Source organism: Gelidibacter mesophilus DSM 14095 (assembly GCF_000423005.1).
GTDB lineage: Bacteria > Bacteroidota > Bacteroidia > Flavobacteriales > Flavobacteriaceae > Gelidibacter > Gelidibacter mesophilus.
In genome coordinates, this window is record NZ_AUHD01000035.1 from 1 (window position 1) to 5,221 (window position 5,221).

General features: G+C 49.2%; 2 tRNA genes and 2 rRNA genes. All 4 read right to left on the reverse strand.

The features are described from left to right. Nucleotides 1-88: 88 nt before the first annotated feature. The 4 genes from G525_RS0117660 to G525_RS0117675 all read right to left on the reverse strand — a co-directional run bounded on the left by G525_RS0117660 (nt 89) and on the right by G525_RS0117675 (nt 4,943). Nucleotides 89-2,921: ribosomal RNA gene (locus G525_RS0117660) — 23S ribosomal RNA — on the reverse strand. A 164-nt stretch (nt 2,922-3,085) separates the two neighbouring features. Continuing rightward, nucleotides 3,086-3,162: transfer RNA gene (locus tag G525_RS0117665), tRNA-Ala, on the reverse strand. A gap of 101 nt (nt 3,163-3,263) precedes the next feature. Then, nucleotides 3,264-3,337: transfer RNA gene (locus G525_RS0117670), tRNA-Ile, on the reverse strand. 86 nt (nt 3,338-3,423) lie between these two features. Next, nucleotides 3,424-4,943, reverse strand: a 16S ribosomal RNA gene (locus G525_RS0117675). The 16S and 23S rRNA genes sit together here with 2 tRNA genes alongside, the layout of an rRNA operon. Between the last annotated feature and the right edge of the window lie 278 nt (nt 4,944-5,221).

Below are 5,221 nucleotides of genomic sequence, written 5' to 3' on the forward strand. Positions count from 1 at the left end.
TCTCTGTGACAAATATCGTGACATATTGAAAAAAGGGCAGTGACTGCCATTGTACATAAAAAACTTGTACTCTACTAAAAAACAGGCGTACAATAAGCCTATGGGCTATTAGTACCACTCGGCTCCGACATTACTGCCCTTACACCTATGGCCTATCAACGTGGTCATCTTCCACGGCCCTTTAAAGAAATCTCATCTTGTGGTGGGTTTCGCGCTTATATGCTTTCAGCGCTTATCCCTTCCGAACGTAGCTACCCAGCAATGCTCCTGGCGGAACAACTGGTACACCAGAGGTTCGTCCAACTCGGTCCTCTCGTACTAGAGTCAGATCCACTCAAATTTCTAACGCCCACAGTAGATAGAGACCGAACTGTCTCACGACGTTCTGAACCCAGCTCGCGTGCCACTTTAATGGGCGAACAGCCCAACCCTTGGGACCTTCTCCAGCCCCAGGATGTGACGAGCCGACATCGAGGTGCCAAACCCCCCCGTCGATATGAGCTCTTGGGGGAGATCAGCCTGTTATCCCCGGCGTACCTTTTATCCTTTGAGCGATGGCCCTTCCATGCGGAACCACCGGATCACTATGCTCTACTTTCGTACCTGATCGACCTGTATGTCTCTCAGTCAAGCTCCCTTATGCCATTGCACTCTGCGCACGGTTACCAAGCGTGCTGAGGGAACCTTTAGAAGCCTCCGTTACTCTTTTGGAGGCGACCACCCCAGTCAAACTACCCACCAAGCACTGTCCCCTTTGTTCAAGGGTTAGACTCTAGACAAGCAAAGGGTGGTATTTCAACAATGACTAACCTACGCCTAGCGACGCAGGATCGAAGTCTCCCACCTATCCTACACATTACTTATCCAAAACCAATACTAAGCTATAGTAAAGGTGCACGGGGTCTTTTCGTCCCACTGCGGGTAATCGGCATCTTCACCGATACTACAATTTCACCGAGCTCATGGTTGAGACAGTGTCCAGATCGTTACACCATTCGTGCAGGTCGGAACTTACCCGACAAGGAATTTCGCTACCTTAGGACCGTTATAGTTACGGCCGCCGTTTACTGGGGCTTCAATTCAGATCTTCGCCGAAGCTAAACCCTCCTCTTAACCTTCCAGCACCGGGCAGGTGTCAGGCCCTATACATCATCTTTCGATTTAGCAGAGCCCTGTGTTTTTGATAAACAGTCGCCTGGACTCTTTCACTGCGGCCCCCCCGGAGGGGGGCGACGCTTCTCCCGAAGTTACGCGTCAATTTTGCCTAGTTCCTTAACCATGAATCTCTCGAGCACCTTAGAATTCTCATCCCAACTACCTGTGTCGGTTTACGGTACGGGCTGCTTCACTCGCTTTTCTTGGAAGTCGCTTTTCTGGATTATCACCTTGGCCGTAGCCTCAGTGTACTATCGCGGCATTGCTGCTCGCTTCAACGTGCTATTCCGTCAGCACGCACCAAATATACGCCTCCGTCACTTTTAACGTGAGCAGGTACCAGAATATTAACTGGTTGTCCATCCACTTCCCCTTTCGGGTTCGCGTTAGGCCCCGACTAACCCTCAGCTGATTAGCATAGCTGAGGAAACCTTAGTCTTTCGGTGTGCGGGTTTCTCGCCCGCATTATCGTTACTTATGCCTACATTTTCTTTTGTAGCTTCTCCAGCATCCCTCACAGAACACCTTCGACGACACTACAATGCTCCCCTACCACTTATAAAATAAATTATAAATCCATAGCTTCGGTAATATGTTTATGCCCGATTATTATCCATGCCGAACCGCTCGACTAGTGAGCTGTTACGCACTCTTTAAATGAATGGCTGCTTCCAAGCCAACATCCTAGCTGTCTGGGCAGTTCAACCTCGTTCTTTCAACTTAACATATATTTGGGGACCTTAGCTGATGGTCTGGGTTCTTTCCCTCTCGGACTTGGACCTTAGCACCCAAGCCCTCACTGCTGATCAACATTCTGTAGCATTCGGAGTTTGTCAGGAATTGGTAGGCGGTGAAGCCCCCGCATCCAATCAGTAGCTCTACCTCTACAGAACTATAAATCAACGCTGCACCTAAATGCATTTCGGGGAGTACGAGCTATTTCCGAGTTTGATTGGCCTTTCACCCCTACCCACAGGTCATCCGAAGACTTTTCAACGTCAACCGGTTCGGTCCTCCATTTAGTGTTACCTAAACTTCAACCTGCCCATGGGTAGATCACACGGTTTCGCGTCTACCGCTACCAACTAAAGCGCCCTGTTCAGACTCGCTTTCGCTACGGATCCGTGGCTTAACCACTTAACCTCGCTGGCAACGGTAACTCGTAGGCTCATTATGCAAAAGGCACGCCGTCACCCCAAAGGGCTCCGACCGCTTGTAAGCGTATGGTTTCAGGTTCTCTTTCACTCCCTTATTCAGGGTTCTTTTCACCTTTCCCTCACGGTACTGGTTCACTATCGGTCTCTCAGGAGTATTTAGCCTTAACGGATGGTCCCGCCAAATTCATACAGGGTTTCACGTGCCCCGCACTACTCAGGATACCACTATCTACGCACGCCTTACTTGTACCGGGCTATCACCGTCTATGGCCCCTCTTTCCAAAGGGTTCTAATTCATTGTGTTTCAAATATCGTGGTCCTACAACCCCGACACTGCCGTAACAGTGCCGGTTTGGGCTAATCCGCGTTCGCTCGCCGCTACTTACGGAATCACTTTTGTTTTCTTCTCCTCCGGGTACTTAGATGTTTCAGTTCTCCGGGTTTGCTTGCCTTGCGGCATACCATATCTTCAATATGGTGGGTTGCCCCATTCGGATATCTGCGGATCGGTCTGTATGTGCCAGTCCCCGCAGCTTTTCGCAGCTTATCACGTCCTTCATCGCCTCTGAGAGCCTAGGCATTCCCCATACGCTCTTATGTAGCTTATTGTACATTTTGTCTTTTAATGAGTTTGCAACCGTCCCCAAGCTCGTAAACCGGGAACGACTACCTGTTACTTTGTCACGGTCCGAAAACCGTAACAATAATATTTTTTTATGTATCTTTTTTCAATATGTCAATGAACGTTTAGATACCCACTTCCGTGGGCACTCTGGTGGAGAATATCGGAGTCGAACCGATGACCTCCTGCGTGCAAGGCAGGCGCTCTAGCCAGCTGAGCTAATCCCCCAGAATATCTTTTGGCAGTCCACAGTCTGCAGTTTGCAGTCGCTTGTGCCGACTTCTTGGGTGGACCTCTGCTTCCAGAATTTCCTTTTCCATAGTAGTTAGTAGTCTCAGGCAGACTCGAACTGCCGACCTCTACATTATCAGTGTAGCGCTCTAACCAGCTGAGCTATGAGACTCTACTATAGTATATTATTAAATCAACAGCGGGAGAACAAAACATCCCTTTTCCGATACTCTCACTTCCATGGCCGTCTTTCTCTAGAAAGGAGGTGTTCCAGCCGCACCTTCCGGTACGGCTACCTTGTTACGACTTAGCCCTAGTTACCAATTTTACCCTAGGCCGCTCCTTGCGGTGACGGACTTCAGGTACTCCCAGCTTCCATGGCTTGACGGGCGGTGTGTACAAGGCCCGGGAACGTATTCACCGCATCATGGCTGATATGCGATTACTAGCGATTCCAGCTTCACGGAGTCGAGTTGCAGACTCCGATCCGAACTGTGATAGGTTTTGTAGATTCGCTCCTGGTCACCCAGTGGCTGCTCTCTGTACCTACCATTGTAGCACGTGTGTAGCCCAGGACGTAAGGGCCGTGATGATTTGACGTCATCCCCACCTTCCTCACAGTTTGCACTGGCAGTCTTGCTAGAGTTCCCGACATGACTCGCTGGCAACTAACAACAGGGGTTGCGCTCGTTATAGGACTTAACCTGACACCTCACGGCACGAGCTGACGACAACCATGCAGCACCTTGTGGATTGCCCGAAGGAAAGTCTGTCTCTAGACCTGTCAATCCACATTTAAGCCCTGGTAAGGTTCCTCGCGTATCATCGAATTAAACCACATGCTCCACCGCTTGTGCGGGCCCCCGTCAATTCCTTTGAGTTTCATTCTTGCGAACGTACTCCCCAGGTGGGATACTTATCACTTTCGCTTAGTCACTCAGGCCGAAGCCCGAACAACTAGTATCCATCGTTTACGGCGTGGACTACCAGGGTATCTAATCCTGTTCGCTCCCCACGCTTTCGTCCATCAGTGTCAATACATTGTTAGTGATCTGCCTTCGCAATCGGTATTCTATGTGATATCTATGCATTTCACCGCTACACCACATATTCTAACCACTTCACAATGATTCAAGACAACCAGTATCAAAGGCAATTCTACAGTTGAGCTGCAGGATTTCACCTCTGACTTAATCGTCCACCTACGGACCCTTTAAACCCAATGATTCCGGATAACGCTTGGATCCTCCGTATTACCGCGGCTGCTGGCACGGAGTTAGCCGATCCTTATTCTTACAGTACCGTCAAGACTCTACACGTAGAGTTGTTTCTTCCTGTATAAAAGCAGTTTACAACCCATAGGGCCGTCTTCCTGCACGCGGCATGGCTGGATCAGGCTTGCGCCCATTGTCCAATATTCCTCACTGCTGCCTCCCGTAGGAGTCTGGTCCGTGTCTCAGTACCAGTGTGGGGGATCCCCCTCTCAGGGCCCCTATCTATCGCGGTCTTGGGGTGCCGTTACCACTCCAACTAACTAATAGAACGCATGCCCATCTCTCACCCATAAATGTTTAATACAGTTCCAATGCTGGTACTGCATACTATGCGGTATTAATCCAAATTTCTCTGGGCTATCCCACTGTGAAAGGTAGGTTGCATACGCGTTACTCACCCGTGCGCCACTCTCATTGCCAGCAAGCTGGCAAATCCCGTTCGACTTGCATGTGTTAGGCCTGCCGCTAGCGTTCATCCTGAGCCAGGATCAAACTCTTCATCGTTAATCTTTTAGGACCGAAGTCCTGTACTTTTCAACGACCAAAGGAAATTCAATTCTCGGTACTCATAATGATCTGTTCTCTTTTTGTGCAAAGCACCGTTTCCAGTACTTCGCTACGCTGTCAATCCAATATGTTAATGAACTTGTCTTCTTGTTTTCTTGGCGAACTCAATCGCTAAGCGGGTGCAAATATAAAACCCTTTTTTGAATCCCACAATGTTTTTTGAAAGTTTTTTTGAAAGTTTTTTTTCACACTCCAATCGACAGACAACAAACACC